Below are 13,640 nucleotides of genomic sequence, written 5' to 3'. Positions count from 1 at the left end.
CCGTCGTGGCGCGTACTAAGCTGCGCGATTGATTTGTTCAGGGACGATCCATGAAACGATTTGCCGCCTGTCTGCTGTCCGTGCTGGCCCTGACGGCCAGCGCGGCGGATCTGCAACTGCTTACCGACAACCACCCGCCCCTGCATTTCATGCAAGGCAATCAACTCGCAGGATTCGGGGTGGACGTGGTACAGGCCTTGGCGACCCAGACCGGCGATCGCATCCACCTGCAACAAGTCCCGTTGCTGCGCGCCCTGCGCGTGGCCAGCGATACCCCCGACACCGGCGTATTCACCGTGCTGCGGACCGACGACCGTGACGATCGCTATCAATGGGTCGGGCCGCTGATCGAAGTCGAAACCGCGCTGTACGCCCGCGACAATCTCCAGCCTCCCGTGCACAGTCTGCGTGAAGCCGATCATATGGGCCGGATCACCGTGCCGCGCAAATGGCTGGTCTACAGCTATCTGCAAGGGCAGGACCTGAACAACCTCTACGGCGTGGAAACCCCGGAGCAGATGATGCGGCTGTTCAGCCTGGGGCGTACCGATTTCGTGGTCTCCGATACCTGGTCCAAGGCTGCCCTGGCCCGCGAACAAGGCATCGAGCCAGCGCGCTTGCAGTACCAGATCCCGTTGATGAAACAGAACACCTACATTGCCTTTTCGCCGCAGACCGATCCGAAACAGGTCGCACGCTGGCAGCAGGCGCTGGATACGCTGCGGGCCGATGGTCGTCTGGAGCAGATGCGCCAGCGTTGGCTGAGCAATACCCTACCGCGCTGATCAGGCATCAACGCCTTCGATAACGACTATGCGCAAGGGTGTTTTCACATTAAATCTCTCCAGCACTAGAGTGGGCCCCATCTTCTCCCCACTCCCTGGAGCAACATCATGAAAGACATCATCGCACTTGGCTTCATCGTTTCCCTGATCGGCGCCACCTCCGCCATCGCTGCCCCACACGCCAGCACTCCGGTTGTCGCGGCTGCGACCATTGGCCAGTCCGGCACCCTGAACGTCGACACCGTCGGCATCGATGCCGAACACAAAGGCAACCTCAACCTGCAACAAAATGCCGAACAGACCAAACTGTACGTCGCGGAAAACCGTCCGGAATTCGGTTCCAAATATCAGCGCTACTGAGTGACCGGTTTGAGCTGCCAGAAACAGGAAACCCCGCCGAAGCGGGGTTTCTTGCATTCGGGCATCAGCGCAACAGTCGCGCGGCCAGTGCCTTGGCCTGAGCTGCCACATCGGTCACGGCAGTACTTTCCCACCACATGCCGCGCAACGGCGGGCCCATGGCGAACAAGCGGTTCGAGACCCGACCCTCTTCATCCAGCACAGCGCCGTCCACCGCCGCCGCAATGCCCAGCGCCAACGGCCCCGGACGAACCAGACCGCGCGCCAATAATTGCTGCGGCAAAGGCCGCGCGACCCGGCGCCAGTCGTATTCGATGCCGCTGGAATTGATCAATGCCGCGCCCTGCACCACGCGGGTATCAGCCTCGCCGCGAGGGCGAACGCGGATACTCACCCCGTCGCCCGACGCCGACTCAAGTCCCTTGTAAGACGCCGCATGAATGCGCAATCGCCCTTCCCGGTGCAGACGCTCGACCAGTTCCGCACTCAGCGGCGGTGAACGATGGTGATGACTTTCCCACCACGGCCGCACATGACGTACAAACTGACGCCGCTGCACATCGCTGGCCTGGCTCCACAACCGACCGATGTGCGCACGTACGGTGTCCAGCGGTGCCTGCCAGTCGATGCCTTGTGCGCTGGCGTCGCGACAATGCCGGCGCAATTCGCGCAACAACTGGCGTGGCGTGCAGATGCTGTGATCTTCAGCGAGGAAGTCCACCCATGCGGGCGGTTGTCGACGGACATGGGGCAGCAACCCATGCCGGGAAAACACCTCGATCGGCCCGCGATGCCCGGCCTGCTCCAGCGACACCACGGCATCGACCATGGTCAGGCCGGAGCCGATGATCAGTACCGTCGACTGCGGATCAAGCTGGCGCATGGCCGCGACATCCCACGGATCCAGCGCCGCTGCATTAAGGCCGCTGGACTCCTTTTGCGGTGTGCGGGCCGCCGGGAACATCCCGGTCGCCAACACTGCAAAAGCGCCGTGCAGTTGCCGACCGTCATTCAAGGTGAGCTGCACGGAATCGCTGGAGGCCTGAACATCGACCACTTCGGCGCGCACATGCTCGACCGTCGCCCCCTGTTGCGCGGCCACCTGCTGCGCTTCGGCAAGACGCTGTTGCACGTACACACCGAACAGCCCCCGCGGTGGAAACAGTTCGCTGACCGGCACATGTTGCTGATCCGACTCCGGCCAACCGCCGCCGGCGATGTGATCGGTCAGCCACTGAGTCAGGTCATCGGCATTGTCCGGATCGACGCTCATCCGGGCTGCGTTGCCGTTGAGCGTATGGCCCAGCTCCACCGCACTGTACGCTTCGCCCCGGCCCAACTCGGCCCGGGGCTCGATCACCAGGATTTTTCTGCGACCCGGCAAACGCAGTAATTGCACCGCCAGCATCGTGCCGCTCAGGCCGCCGCCGACAATCAGAATGTCGGCGTGACGCAGTGCGGTCGTATCGGATTGAGTCATGCCGGTCTCGCAACTGAGGATAGGCTCGGGCCAGTGTCATTCAGACGCCGCGAGGACGTCTAGACGGACGCGACTTTTTTCTCCTGCCGACGCGATCCGCTGTCGGGTTCTGTGTCAGTCAGATCACCACATTGCGCACGAAACGCGCCGCCACTGCCCCATCGTTGCGATAGGTGTGCGGCTGATTGCTGGCGAACATGAAAAACTCCCCGGCTGCAATCTGTTGGGGTTGGTCGCCGAGCATCAGCGTCAGGCAGCCCTCGAACACGAAAATCTGTTCGCTCCAGCCTTCGGCGTCCGGCTGCGAAGGATAGATCTCGCCGGGTTGCAGGCACCATTCCCACTGTTCCACTGCACGGGTGGCGCTGGCCTTGGACAGCAAAACGGCTTTGCTACCGGGGATGCTGCCAGCCCAGGCCAGTTCATTGATACGGCCGGGATCGCGATTGTCCGGGGCCTGGATCAGATCGCTGAAGGCTACTTCGAGGGCTTCGGCGACACGGTCGAGGGTGGTCAGGCTGACATTCTTTTCGCCGGCCTCGATGGCCACCAGCATCCGCCGGCTGACCCCGGATTTTTCCGCGAGGGCCGTCTGGCTCATGTCGGCGGCGTGGCGCAGGCGCCGGACATTCTGGCTGACGTGTTGCAGGACCGAAGCCCGTTGAATGGAATCTCTGTGCACTATATTGCTCACTGGCTGGGACTGGGCAGTATACTGCGCAACATTTGGCGCATTGTGCGTCTCTTCCTAAACAGTGCGCAAGGTCATGACGTCAGCCAACTCCTCCCAAACTCCCCTGCGGTTTCACCGGTTCAGCAAAGCCGAGTGCGTGCTGGTGCTGATCACCATGCTCTGGGGCGGCACCTTCCTGCTGGTGCAGCACGCCATGACGGTCAGCGGCCCGATGTTTTTCGTCGGTCTGCGCTTTGCCGCCGCCGCGAGCATCGTGGCGTTGTTCTCGTGGAAACACCTGCGTGAACTGACCCTGTTCGAACTCAAGGCCGGTGCCTTTATCGGCGTGGCGATCATGCTCGGTTATGGCTTGCAGACCGTTGGTCTGCAGAGCATTCCCAGCAGCCAGTCGGCGTTCATCACCGCGCTGTATGTGCCGTTCGTGCCACTGCTGCAATGGCTGGTGCTCGGTCGGCGCCCGGGTTTGATGCCGAGCATCGGCATCATGCTGGCGTTTACCGGGCTGATGCTGCTTTCCGGGCCATCCGGGGCTTCACTGAATTTCAGCCCCGGTGAAATCGCCACGCTGATCAGCGCCATCGCGATAGCGGCCGAAATCATCTTGATCAGCAACTATGCCGGGCAGGTCGATGTGCGCCGCGTAACCGTGGTGCAACTGGCGACGACTTCGGTGCTGTCGTTCTTGATGGTGGTGCCGACCGGTGAGGCGATTCCGGATTTTTCGTGGCTGTTGCTGAGCACCGCCCTGGGGCTGGGCGCGATGAGTGCGGCGATTCAGGTGGCGATGAACTGGGCGCAGAAAAGCGTTTCGCCGACCCGGGCGACCTTGATCTACGCCGGTGAGCCGGTGTGGGCCGGGATCGTTGGGCGTATCGCGGGGGAGCGTCTGCCAGCGATTGCATTGGTGGGTGCGGGGCTGATCGTGGCGGCAGTGATCGTCAGCGAATTGAAGACCAAAGGCAAAGAGACACAAACGGTCACGGAAGAATTGGAGCACGAGACCGAAGGCTAAACGCGGGTTTTACGGCTACTTTGTAGGATTCAGAGACATCCTCGCGTTTGGCGATCCGGGAGCTGGCACGTATGATGCTTCACAAACTTCCGCAGATTAGAAGCCTATGTCTCTGATAGTTCTACTGCTTCTGCCTTTTCTGGGCAGTTGTCTGGCAGCCGTGCTGCCGCACAACGCACGTAACGCCGAATCCCTGCTGGCAGGTCTGGTCGCGTTGATCGGCACTGTCTCGGTCGCGATGCTGTACCCGCAGATCGCTCATGGCGGCGTAATTCGCGAAGAGTTCACATGGCTGCCCAGCCTGGGCCTGAACTTCGTTCTGCGCATGGACGGCTTCGCCTGGCTGTTCTCAATGCTGGTGCTGGGCATCGGCACCCTCGTTTCCCTATATGCCCGTTATTACATGTCGCCGGACGATCCGGTGCCGCGTTTCTTCGCATTCTTTCTGGCGTTCATGGGCGCCATGCTCGGGCTGGTGATCTCCGGCAACCTGATCCAGATTGTGTTCTTCTGGGAACTGACCAGTCTCTTCTCGTTCCTGCTGATCGGCTACTGGCACCACCGTCACGACGCGCGCCGTGGTGCGTACATGGCGTTGATGGTCACCGGCGCCGGGGGATTGTGCCTGCTGGCGGGGGTCATGATCCTCGGCCATGTCGTCGGCAGCTATGACCTGGACAAGGTCCTGGCCGCCGGCGATCTGATTCGCGCACATGCTCTCTACCCTATCCTGCTTCCCCTCATTCTTATCGGCGCCCTCAGCAAAAGCGCCCAGTTCCCCTTCCACTTCTGGTTGCCGCACGCGATGGCGGCGCCAACACCGGTTTCGGCGTACCTGCACTCGGCGACCATGGTCAAGGCCGGGGTTTTCCTGCTGGCAAGGTTGTGGCCGTCGCTGTCCGGCAGCGAAGAATGGTTTTATATCGTCAGCGGCGCCGGTGCCGCCACGCTGCTGCTCGGCGCGTATTGCGCGATGTTCCAGAACGACCTCAAGGGTTTGCTGGCCTACTCGACCATCAGCCACCTCGGCCTGATCACGCTGCTGCTGGGCCTGAACAGTCCCCTGGCCGCCGTGGCCGCGGTGTTCCACATTCTCAACCACGCGACCTTCAAGGCTTCGCTGTTCATGGCCGCCGGGATCATCGACCACGAAAGCGGCACCCGCGACATCCGCAAGCTCAATGGTCTGTTCAAGCTGATTCCGTTTACCGCCACTCTGGCCATGGTCGCCAGTGCATCCATGGCCGGCGTACCACTGCTCAACGGTTTCCTGTCGAAAGAAATGTTCTTCGCCGAAACCGTGTTCATCAACGCCACGGCGTGGGTTGAAACCAGCCTGCCGATCGTCGCGACCATCGCCGGCATGTTCAGCGTGGCCTACTCGCTGCGCTTCACCGTTGATGTGTTCTTCGGCCCGACTGCCACCGACTTGCCGCATACGCCGCACGAGCCGCCACGCTGGATGCGGGCGCCGGTTGAACTGCTGGTATTTACCTGTCTGTTGGTGGGCATTTTCCCGGCTCAAATCGTCGGGCCGCTGCTCGCCGCTGCGGCATTGCCAGTGGTGGGTGGCGAGCTGCCGCAATACAGTCTGGCGATCTGGCACGGTCTCAATGCACCGATGATCATGAGCCTGATCGCCATGTCCGGCGGCATCGTGCTGTATCTGCTGCTGCGCAATCAGCTCAAGCGCGGGCGCTTCAAATACCCGCCATTGGCCGGACGCTTCAACGGCAAGCGAATGTTCGAGCGCAGTCTGGTGGCGATGATGCGCCTGGCCCGGCGGCTGGAGCGGCGGATCGGCACCAAGCGTCTGCAAACCCAGCTATTCCTGATGGTATTGGCGGCAGTGCTGGCCGGCCTGATCCCGATGCTGCACAGCAGCCTGAGCTGGGGCGACCGGCCGAAGATCCCGGGCTCGATCGTTTTCGTGACCCTGTGGCTGCTGGCAATCGCCTGTGCTCTCGGCGCCGCCTGGCAGGCCAAGTATCACCGGCTCGCTGCCCTGACCATGGTCAGCGTCTGCGGACTGATGACCTGCGTGACCTTCGTCTGGTTCTCGGCGCCGGATCTGGCCCTGACACAGCTGGTGGTCGAAGTGGTGACCACCGTACTGATCCTGCTCGGCCTGCGTTGGCTGCCACGGCGGATCGAAGAGGTTTCGCCGCTGCCGAGCAGCCTGCGCAAGGCGCGAGTGCGGCGTCTGCGCGACTTGCTGCTGTCGATTGCCGTTGGCGGCGGCATGGCGCTGCTGTCCTATGCGATGCTGACCCGGCAGACGCCGAACGATATTTCCTCGTTTTACCTGAGCCGTGCCCTGCCCGAGGGCGGCGGCAGCAACGTGGTCAATGTGATGCTGGTGGATTTCCGTGGTTTCGACACCCTGGGCGAAATCACCGTGCTCGCCGCCGTGGCACTGACCGTATTCGCCCTGCTGCGTCGTTTCCGCCCACCGAAAGAAAGCCTGCAACTGCCGGCCCAGCAACGCCTGCTCGCCCCCGACGTGGTCACCGATCTGGTCAACCCGCGCTCGGCCAGCGACACCGCGCTCGGTTTCATGATGGTGCCGGCGGTGCTGGTGCGCCTGTTGCTGCCGATTGCGCTGGTGGTGTCGTTCTATCTGTTCATGCGCGGACACAACCAGCCGGGTGGCGGCTTCGTCGCCGGTCTGGTGATGTCGGTGGCGTTCATCCTGCAATACATGGTCGCCGGCACCCAGTGGGTCGAGGCGCAAATGAGCCTGCGGCCGCTGCGCTGGATGGGCACCGGTCTGCTCTTCGCTACCGTTACCGGTCTTGGGGCGATGGCGGTCGGCTACCCGTTCCTGACCACCCACACCTGGCATTTCAGCCTGCCGCTGCTGGGTGACATCCATATCGCCAGCGCGCTGTTCTTCGATATCGGCGTCTACGCCGTGGTGGTCGGCTCGACCTTGCTGATCCTCACCGCCCTCGCCCACCAATCGGTCCGGGGCCACAAAACCGCTGCCGCCAAAGGAGCCGTCTGATGGAAGAAGTCATCGCAATCGCCATCGGCGTACTCGCCGCGTCCGGAGTGTGGCTGATCCTGCGACCACGGACGTTCCAGGTGGTGATGGGCCTGTGCCTGCTGTCTTACGGTGTCAATCTGTTCATCTTCAGCATGGGCAGCCTGTTCATCGGCAAGGAGCCGATCATCAAGGACGGCGTACCGCAGGACCTGCTCAATTACACCGACCCGCTGCCCCAGGCGCTGGTGCTGACGGCCATCGTCATCAGCTTCGCCATGACCGCATTGTTTCTGGTGGTGTTGCTGGCCTCACGGGGCCTGACCGGCACCGACCACGTTGACGGAAGGGAGCCCAAGGAATGACGGCGATGACTCACCTGATCGCCGCACCGATCCTGCTGCCGCTGCTGACCGCCGCCATCATGCTGATGCTCGGCGAAAAGCACCGTCCGCTGAAGGCGAAAATCAACCTGTTCTCCAGCCTCCTCGGCCTCGGTATTTCGGTGACGCTGCTGCAATGGACCCAGACCACCGGCGTGCCCGGCTCCATCGGCGTGTACCTGCCGGGCAACTGGCAGGTGCCGTTCGGCATTGTGCTGGTGGTCGATCGTCTGTCGGCATTGATGCTGGTGCTGACCGGGATCATCGGCGTCAGTGCCCTGCTGTTCGCCATGGCCCGATGGGACGGCGCCGGGTCGAGCTTCCACGCGTTGTTCCAGATACAGCTGATGGGCCTGTACGGCGCGTTCCTGACGGCAGACCTGTTCAACCTGTTCGTGTTCTTCGAGGTATTGCTGGCCGCGTCCTACGGCCTGCTGCTTCACGGCTCGGGCCGGGCGCGGGTGTCGTCGGGGTTGCATTACATCTCGGTCAATCTGCTGGCCTCGTCGCTGTTCCTGATTGGCGCGGCGTTGATCTACGGCGTGACCGGCACGCTGAACATGGCGGACCTGGCGTTGAAGATCCCTCTGGTGTCTGAGGCCGACCGTGGCCTGCTGCACGCCGGCGCGGGGATTCTGGCCGTGGCCTTCCTGGCCAAGGCCGGCATGTGGCCGCTGAACTTCTGGCTGGTGCCGGCCTATTCCTCGGCCAGCGCGCCGGTGGCAGCCATGTTCGCGATCATGACCAAGGTCGGCGTCTACACCTTGCTGCGCCTGTGGACGCTGCTGTTCTCCGGCCAAGCGGGCGCTTCGGCTTACTTCGGCGGTGACTGGCTGATCTACGGCGGCATGGCCACCATGGCCGGCGCAGGCGTGGCGATCATTGCCGCGCAACGCCTGGAACGCATGGCCAGTCTGAGCATTCTGGTGTCGGCGGGGATTTTGCTGTCGGCCGTGGGTTTCGCCCAACCGAACCTGATCGGCGCAGCGCTGTTCTATCTGGTCAGCTCGACCCTGGCATTGAGCGCGCTTTTCCTGCTGGCCGAATTGATCGAACGCTCGCGTACCGCCATCGAAGTTCCACTGGAAGACGAAAACGAGCTGCTCCCACGTCCGCAGCAATGGCAACGACCGGTCAAGGGCATCAACCTCGACGACGATCAGAAAGCGGTAGTCGGTCAGGTGATCCCGTGGACCATGGCCTTCCTCGGTCTGAGCTTCATTGCCTGCGCGCTGCTGATTATCGGCATGCCACCGCTGTCCGGGTTCATCGGCAAGCTGAGCCTGATCGGCGCCCTGCTCAATCCGCTTGGCCTCGGCGCTGGCGAACCGATTTCGAATGCCGCCTGGGCGTTGCTGGCCCTGCTTATCCTGACCGGACTCGGCTCGCTGATGGCGTTCTCGCGGCTGGGGATCCAGCGCTTCTGGTCACCAGAAGAACGACCATCGCCGCTGCTGCGCAAACTGGAATGCACGCCGATTTTCCTGCTGCTCGGCCTGTGCATCGCGCTGACCTTCAAGGCTGAACCGCTGCTGCGTTACACGCAGGCGGCGGCCGATGCCCTGAACAATCCGCAGCAATACGTGATGGCGGTGCTCGGCACCCGCGCCGTGCCGAGCCCGGAAGCCAAGGCCGCACTGCTGGAGGTGCAACCATGAAGCGTCTGTTTCCTGCTCCGTGGTTGTCGCTGGCGCTGTGGCTGCTGTGGCTGGTGCTGAACCTGTCGGTCAGCCCGGGCAACCTGCTGCTGGGTGCCGTACTTGGTTTCTGTGCCCCGCTGATGATGCGCAAACTGCGCCCGCAACGGATTCACATCCGCCGCCCGGGCACGATTCTGCGCTTGTTTCTGCTGGTCGGGCGTGACGTGATCGTCTCGAACCTGCAAGTGGCCTGGGGCGTACTCAACGCCGGCCGCCGGCCGCTTCGTTCACGCTTCATCAAGGTGCCGCTGGACCTGCGCGATGCCAACGGTCTGGCGGCGCTGTCGATGATCTGTACGGTGGTGCCCGGCACGGTGTGGTCGGAACTGGCGCTCGATCGCAGCATTCTGTTGTTGCACGTCTGGGATCTGGATGACGAGGCGCAATTCATCCAGCACTTCAAGGTCACTTACGAGCAGCCGTTGATGGAGATTTTCGAATGAGTCCGCTGCTGTCGAACGCGATTCTGCTGACGCTGTTCCTGTTTTCCCTGGCGATGGTCCTCACACTGGTGCGCCTGTTCAAAGGCCCGTCGGCGCAGGACCGGGTACTGGCGCTGGATTACCTGTACATCGTCGCCATGCTGATGATGCTGACCCTGGGGATCCGCTATTCCAGTGACACCTACTTCGAAGCGGCGCTGCTGATCGCGCTGTTCGGCTTCGTCGGCTCGTTTGCCCTGGCGAAATTCCTCCTGCGTGGCGAGGTGATCGAATGAACGCTGAACTGTCTCTGTGGGTGGAAATCCCGGTGGCGATCCTGCTGGTCCTCAGCGGCGTGTTCGCCCTGATCGGCGCAACCGGACTGCTGCGGATGAAGGACTACTTTCAACGCATGCACCCACCGGCGCTGGCCTCGACACTCGGTGCGTGGTGCGTGGCACTGGCATCGATCATCTGTTTTTCCGCGCTCAAGTCCGGGCCGGTGCTGCACGCATGGCTGATCCCGATTCTGCTGTCGATCACCGTACCGGTGACCACCTTGCTCCTGGCGCGGGCGGCGTTGTTCCGCAAGCGCATGGCCGGGGATGACGTGCCGGCCGAAGTCAGCAGCCGGCGCACTGAAACCGGCAGCTAGATCCAGGCAACAGCCAAGAGCCCGGCTCCCAATATCAGACACAACGGCGAGTAAACCCAAGTGTCGAGCCGGGCAAACCGCGACCCCTTCACTTCCTTGAAAAAACCGACCAGCTCCGAATCGCCAATCGCCCTCGCAAACATCAGCAGCGCAATCGCGCTGATCACCCATTGCAGTGCCCAGTGATGCACGACGGGCAGCCACCATCCCACCCGCATGCATACCAGTGCGGCAATCAGTAGCAGGGCTGCCGCCACCACCAGCGTGATCCAGCCCGACGGCTTGAACGCAGGCCTGAGCGTCAGCCCGCCGCTGTCCACCGGAACCTGCGGCACCACGGCCACGGCCGCCCACTGCCCACCCATCGCCCAATACACATGCATCAGACTGATTACCGCGAATATCGTCACCAGCCATTGAGCCAACACAAAGGTCATGGTCGAGAATCCTTTAAAGGGATTTGAACAAAACATCCTAGTCGGCATTTTTCCATGTGCACGACCGGTCGGCGGTGCGGTAAAGTGCCGCCCCATGAAATTCACCCGTACCGATCGCTCACTATTGGCCTGGATGCTCTATTGCTGCGTTCTGTTCAACGTGTTCGCCTGCAGCATCGGTCACGGACAAATGGTCGGCATGCAGCTCAACGGTATCGGCGGCCAGTTCTGCGCCGTCGACCCGAGCACCCAGGCGCCGCTCGCCTCGAATCCCGCCGAAGAAAAACTGCCGACGCTGGCCAAGGCCTTCGGCTGCCCGCTGTGCTCCACTGGCGGTATGGGTCCGGCGTTCAACTCCAGCCTGACCCTGGCTATCCTGCCGGAACAACACAGCCCGCCGCTGCCGGCCATTGTCAGCGCTGACCTCCCTGCCCGCTTCATCTGGCCTTCGGCCAATCCCCGCGCTCCGCCGCTCGCCTGAGTGTCCTTGCCCTTTTTGATTTGTCAGCCCACTGCGCCAACGCGCGGCGTTCGCCTGTGCGCTGACTCCGAGACAAGCATTCAGGATTCAATCGATGAAACAACTTACCTTGCTGGCGAGCCTGTGCGGCTGCCTGTCGGTCAACGTCTGGGCGCAATCCACGGTCGATCTGGCGCCGATCACCATTGATGGCGAGTCCGGCGCAGAACCCGGCCTGAGCCTCGACCAATCCAGCGGCATGGCCTCGCGTCTTGGCCTTAGCGTGCGTGACACCCCGGCTTCGGTGGCCATCGCCAACCGCAATGACATCGAACGTCACGGTTCGCAAAACTTTCAGGACGCAGCCAACACCTTGCCGGGGGTGAACGCCAGTGCGCCGCCTGGCTTTGGCGGGTTCGTCTCCTACCGCGGTTTCACCAGCAGCCAGATCACCCAGATGTTCAACGGCGTCAACGTTTCCGGCGGACTGGCGCGCCCCGTGGATTCGTGGATTTATGACCGGGTCGAACTGTTGGGCGGCCCGTCTTCACTGATCAACGGCGCCGGTTCGGTCGGCGGTTCGCTGAACTACGTGACCAAACTGGCTACTCGCGACGAGCAAGCCGTCGAAGGCCGAGTCAGTTATGGCACCTACGACACCACCGAAACCGCATTCGGCCTCAATCACGCGCTGACCGAACCCGGTGCCGACGTGCAGCATTACGCGCGACTCGATGTCAGCCACAACACCAGCAATGGCTACATCGACCGCCAGGAACGCGATGCCTGGAGCGTGGCATTTTCGTTGCTCAGCGACCTGACGCCAAACCTGTCGCACACCCTGGCCCTGGAATATCAGGACGAACACGAGGACAGCCCGTACTGGGGCACGCCGGTGCTCAACCCCAAGGCCGGCGAATTGAAGATCGACAAGCACAACCGCTTCAACAACTACAACGTCGAGGACGGCCGCTACGAGCAGCGGACCATCTGGGTGCGCTCGATCATCGATTACCGGATCAACGACAGCACCAGCCTGCGCAACACTCTCTATCACCTCGACAGCCAACGTGATTACCGCAACCTGGAAACCTATCAATACAACGCCGACAACAGCGCGGTGAATCGCTCCACCGCGTATCAGGTTCGACACCAGGGCGAGCAGAACGGCAACCAGTTCGAATTGCGCCACGACAACACCCTGTTCGGCCTCGACACCACCTGGTCCGGTGGTTTCGAGTACAAAGTCAACCAGACCACCAACTCGCCGCTGAACGTCAAAGGCGCCAGCACGGTGAACCCGAACAACTACCGACCGGGGCACTTTTATGACATTCCCGGAACGATGCCGGGTTTTGTCAGCGACAAGACCAATGAGGTGACGACCAAAGCGCTGTTTGCCGAAAATCGCCTGGCGCTGACCGACAAGCTCTCGTTGCTCACAGGCCTGCGCTACGACGACATCGACCTCGACGTAACCAACCATCGCACGGTGACCGCGAGCAACCCGCGTCATCTGAAGCGCAGCTGGGAGCCAGTCACCGGACGCGTCGGCCTGACGTATCAGTTCATTCCGTCAGCCAATGTCTACGTGCAATACAGCACCGCCGCCGAGCAACCCAATGGCACTCAGGACTTTGATGTCTCGACCGGCAAACAATGGGAAATCGGCGGCAAGTTCGACTATCTGAACGGTCGCGGTTCGGCGACGGTGGCCGCCTACACTATCGAGCGAAAAGATTTCGCGGTGACGGATCCACTGGACCCGACCAGCAGCATTCCGGTCGGCCAGCAGACTTCGAAAGGCATCGAGATTGCCAGCTCGCTACGGATCACCGACAAGTTGCTGGCCGAAGGCAACTTCGCTTGGGTCGACGCGCAATACGATGAATTCAACGAGAAGAACGCCGCCGGCGTAGTGGTCTCCCGCAAGGGCAACACACCGACCAACGTGCCGGACCGAGTCGGCAATCTGTGGTTGACCTACGATTTCTCGTCGCAATGGCAAGGCGGGGTCGATGCGCGGTACGTAGCATCGGTGTTCGCCGATAACGCCAACACCATGACCGTGCCGTCCTACACACTGTTTGGCAGCTTCCTCAGCTACAAGGTGGATTCGCATACCACGGTGACCGGGCGGGTGCGTAACCTGACGAATGAGGTGTATGCCGAGTTCGCCCATGTGTCGCCGGCGTATTACCTCGGCACACCGCGTACATTCGAGCTGGCAGTGCAGACAAGGTTCTGATCCACTTTGGCGAGGGCC

The 13,640-nt window shown here is 62.1% G+C and carries 14 protein-coding genes; 11 read left to right on the top strand and 3 right to left on the bottom strand.

What is annotated here, in order from left to right:
• Positions 1 to 50 precede the first annotated feature (50 nt).
• Together MKZ87_RS00775 and MKZ87_RS00770 are read left to right on the top strand one after the other, a co-directional pair.
• A complete protein-coding gene (locus MKZ87_RS00775; protein WP_085698247.1) occupies positions 51 to 785 on the top strand; it encodes a substrate-binding periplasmic protein in 735 nt (244 codons plus the stop codon).
• Positions 786 to 893: 108 nt separating this feature from the next.
• Positions 894 to 1,145, top strand: coding sequence for a hypothetical protein (locus tag MKZ87_RS00770; protein WP_266200073.1), 252 nt, complete (start codon positions 894 to 896; stop codon positions 1,143 to 1,145).
• A 64-nt stretch (positions 1,146 to 1,209) separates the two neighbouring features.
• Here the strand turns inward: MKZ87_RS00770 and MKZ87_RS00765 are convergent, their stop codons facing one another.
• Both MKZ87_RS00765 and MKZ87_RS00760 read right to left on the bottom strand, forming a co-directional pair.
• On the bottom strand, positions 1,210 to 2,625 hold the full coding sequence (locus tag MKZ87_RS00765) for an FAD/NAD(P)-binding protein (RefSeq protein ID WP_085703628.1): 1,416 nt from the start codon (positions 2,623 to 2,625) through the stop codon (positions 1,210 to 1,212).
• Between the two features lie 118 nt (positions 2,626 to 2,743).
• The gene (locus MKZ87_RS00760) at positions 2,744 to 3,307 is read right to left on the bottom strand and encodes a helix-turn-helix domain-containing protein (protein ID WP_085703629.1); all 564 of its coding nucleotides are present in this window, start codon (positions 3,305 to 3,307) and stop codon (positions 2,744 to 2,746) included.
• An 85-nt stretch (positions 3,308 to 3,392) separates the two neighbouring features.
• On the opposite strand from MKZ87_RS00760, the gene MKZ87_RS00755 reads away from it, so the two are divergent.
• The 7 genes from MKZ87_RS00755 (at position 3,393) to MKZ87_RS00725 (ending at position 10,477) form a co-directional block, all read left to right on the top strand.
• Positions 3,393 to 4,331, top strand: coding sequence for a DMT family transporter (locus tag MKZ87_RS00755; RefSeq protein ID WP_085703630.1), 939 nt, complete (start codon positions 3,393 to 3,395; stop codon positions 4,329 to 4,331).
• Positions 4,332 to 4,437: 106 nt separating this feature from the next.
• The gene (locus MKZ87_RS00750; protein WP_085703631.1) at positions 4,438 to 7,338 is read left to right on the top strand and encodes a monovalent cation/H+ antiporter subunit A; all 2,901 of its coding nucleotides are present in this window, start codon (positions 4,438 to 4,440) and stop codon (positions 7,336 to 7,338) included.
• A complete protein-coding gene (locus MKZ87_RS00745; protein WP_003192163.1) occupies positions 7,338 to 7,682 on the top strand; it encodes a Na+/H+ antiporter subunit C in 345 nt (114 codons plus the stop codon). The genes MKZ87_RS00750 and MKZ87_RS00745 overlap by 1 nt, the downstream gene beginning before the upstream one ends.
• Positions 7,679 to 9,358: a monovalent cation/H+ antiporter subunit D gene (locus tag MKZ87_RS00740; protein WP_085703632.1), complete on the top strand. Its 1,680-nt coding sequence runs from the start codon at positions 7,679 to 7,681 to the stop codon at positions 9,356 to 9,358. The genes MKZ87_RS00745 and MKZ87_RS00740 overlap by 4 nt, the downstream gene beginning before the upstream one ends.
• Positions 9,355 to 9,843 carry a Na+/H+ antiporter subunit E gene (locus tag MKZ87_RS00735; protein WP_085698240.1) on the top strand — a complete coding sequence of 163 codons (489 nt, stop codon included), beginning with the start codon at positions 9,355 to 9,357 and terminating at the stop codon, positions 9,841 to 9,843. Before MKZ87_RS00740 ends, MKZ87_RS00735 begins: the two co-directional genes overlap by 4 nt.
• The gene (locus MKZ87_RS00730; protein ID WP_007910754.1) at positions 9,840 to 10,118 is read left to right on the top strand and encodes a K+/H+ antiporter subunit F; all 279 of its coding nucleotides are present in this window, start codon (positions 9,840 to 9,842) and stop codon (positions 10,116 to 10,118) included. Before MKZ87_RS00735 ends, MKZ87_RS00730 begins: the two co-directional genes overlap by 4 nt.
• The gene (locus MKZ87_RS00725) at positions 10,115 to 10,477 is read left to right on the top strand and encodes a Na+/H+ antiporter subunit G (RefSeq protein WP_007950534.1); all 363 of its coding nucleotides are present in this window, start codon (positions 10,115 to 10,117) and stop codon (positions 10,475 to 10,477) included. The genes MKZ87_RS00730 and MKZ87_RS00725 overlap by 4 nt, the downstream gene beginning before the upstream one ends.
• Here the strand turns inward: MKZ87_RS00725 and MKZ87_RS00720 are convergent.
• The gene (locus MKZ87_RS00720; protein ID WP_085698239.1) at positions 10,474 to 10,914 is read right to left on the bottom strand and encodes a DUF3995 domain-containing protein; all 441 of its coding nucleotides are present in this window, start codon (positions 10,912 to 10,914) and stop codon (positions 10,474 to 10,476) included. The genes MKZ87_RS00725 and MKZ87_RS00720 overlap by 4 nt on opposite strands.
• A 94-nt stretch (positions 10,915 to 11,008) precedes the next feature.
• Between MKZ87_RS00720 and MKZ87_RS00715 the strand changes: the two genes are divergently transcribed.
• On the top strand, positions 11,009 to 11,395 hold the full coding sequence (locus MKZ87_RS00715; protein WP_011334690.1) for a DUF2946 domain-containing protein: 387 nt from the start codon (positions 11,009 to 11,011) through the stop codon (positions 11,393 to 11,395).
• Between the two features lie 94 nt (positions 11,396 to 11,489).
• Positions 11,490 to 13,622, top strand: coding sequence for a TonB-dependent receptor (locus MKZ87_RS00710; RefSeq protein ID WP_085703633.1), 2,133 nt, complete (start codon positions 11,490 to 11,492; stop codon positions 13,620 to 13,622).
• Positions 13,623 to 13,640: the final 18 nt, after the last annotated feature.

This window comes from Pseudomonas sp. MCal1, assembly GCF_026341415.1.
Lineage (GTDB): Bacteria > Pseudomonadota > Gammaproteobacteria > Pseudomonadales > Pseudomonadaceae > Aquipseudomonas.
This window is presented reverse-complemented; position numbering and strand designations above follow the sequence as displayed.

What these genes read in the sequence shown, in the direction of transcription:
- MKZ87_RS00775 (WP_085698247.1), top strand. Translation starts at nt 51, where the DNA reads ATGAAACGATTTGCCGCCTGTCTGCTGTCCGTGCTGGCCCTGACGGCC.
- MKZ87_RS00770 (WP_266200073.1), top strand. Translation starts at nt 894, where the DNA reads ATGAAAGACATCATCGCACTTGGCTTCATCGTTTCCCTGATCGGCGCC.
- MKZ87_RS00765 (WP_085703628.1), bottom strand. Translation starts at nt 2,625, where the DNA reads ATGACTCAATCCGATACGACCGCACTGCGTCACGCCGACATTCTGATT.
- MKZ87_RS00755 (WP_085703630.1), top strand. Translation starts at nt 3,393, where the DNA reads ATGACGTCAGCCAACTCCTCCCAAACTCCCCTGCGGTTTCACCGGTTC.
- MKZ87_RS00750 (WP_085703631.1), top strand. Translation starts at nt 4,438, where the DNA reads ATGTCTCTGATAGTTCTACTGCTTCTGCCTTTTCTGGGCAGTTGTCTG.
- MKZ87_RS00745 (WP_003192163.1), top strand. Translation starts at nt 7,338, where the DNA reads ATGGAAGAAGTCATCGCAATCGCCATCGGCGTACTCGCCGCGTCCGGA.
- MKZ87_RS00740 (WP_085703632.1), top strand. Translation starts at nt 7,679, where the DNA reads ATGACGGCGATGACTCACCTGATCGCCGCACCGATCCTGCTGCCGCTG.
- MKZ87_RS00735 (WP_085698240.1), top strand. Translation starts at nt 9,355, where the DNA reads ATGAAGCGTCTGTTTCCTGCTCCGTGGTTGTCGCTGGCGCTGTGGCTG.
- MKZ87_RS00730 (WP_007910754.1), top strand. Translation starts at nt 9,840, where the DNA reads ATGAGTCCGCTGCTGTCGAACGCGATTCTGCTGACGCTGTTCCTGTTT.
- MKZ87_RS00725 (WP_007950534.1), top strand. Translation starts at nt 10,115, where the DNA reads ATGAACGCTGAACTGTCTCTGTGGGTGGAAATCCCGGTGGCGATCCTG.
- MKZ87_RS00720 (WP_085698239.1), bottom strand. Translation starts at nt 10,914, where the DNA reads ATGACCTTTGTGTTGGCTCAATGGCTGGTGACGATATTCGCGGTAATC.
- MKZ87_RS00715 (WP_011334690.1), top strand. Translation starts at nt 11,009, where the DNA reads ATGAAATTCACCCGTACCGATCGCTCACTATTGGCCTGGATGCTCTAT.
- MKZ87_RS00710 (WP_085703633.1), top strand. Translation starts at nt 11,490, where the DNA reads ATGAAACAACTTACCTTGCTGGCGAGCCTGTGCGGCTGCCTGTCGGTC.